This is a genomic window from Thioclava sp. UBA3469 (assembly GCF_002378135.1).
GTDB lineage: Bacteria > Pseudomonadota > Alphaproteobacteria > Rhodobacterales > Rhodobacteraceae > Thioclava > Thioclava sediminum.
On record NZ_DFRG01000063.1, the window covers coordinates 1,839 to 2,175 of the forward strand.

General features: G+C 61.4%; 1 protein-coding gene. It reads left to right on the forward strand.

Annotation, left to right across the window (positions count from 1 at the left end; all coding sequences use genetic code 11):
• Window positions 1-141: 141 nt before the first annotated feature.
• On the forward strand, window positions 142-337 hold a 196-nt coding region (locus B3D39_RS05455; RefSeq protein ID WP_286789445.1), incomplete at its 3' end, for a cytochrome d ubiquinol oxidase subunit II.

Sequence of the window (337 nt, forward strand, 5' to 3'; positions counted from 1 at the left end):
ATGGGCCTGATGATCAAATACATCAAAAAAGGCCCGTATCAGGATGTCGAGGTCACTCAAGAGTGGCTGCAGCGCCATGACGACCGCCTGTCCGGTCGCGACGGCAACGCCCCTGTCACCATGCCTGCGGAGTAAGAACCAATGATCCTCTATGAACTCATCCCCCTCGACGTTCTGCGCGTCATCTGGTGGCTGCTGCTGGGCGTCCTGCTGATCGGCTTCGCGCTCACCGACGGCTTCGATATGGGCGTGGGGGCCCTTCTGCCCTTCGTCGGCAAGACCGATAGCGAGCGCCGCGTGGCGATCAACACGATCGGCCCGGTCTGGGAAGGCAACC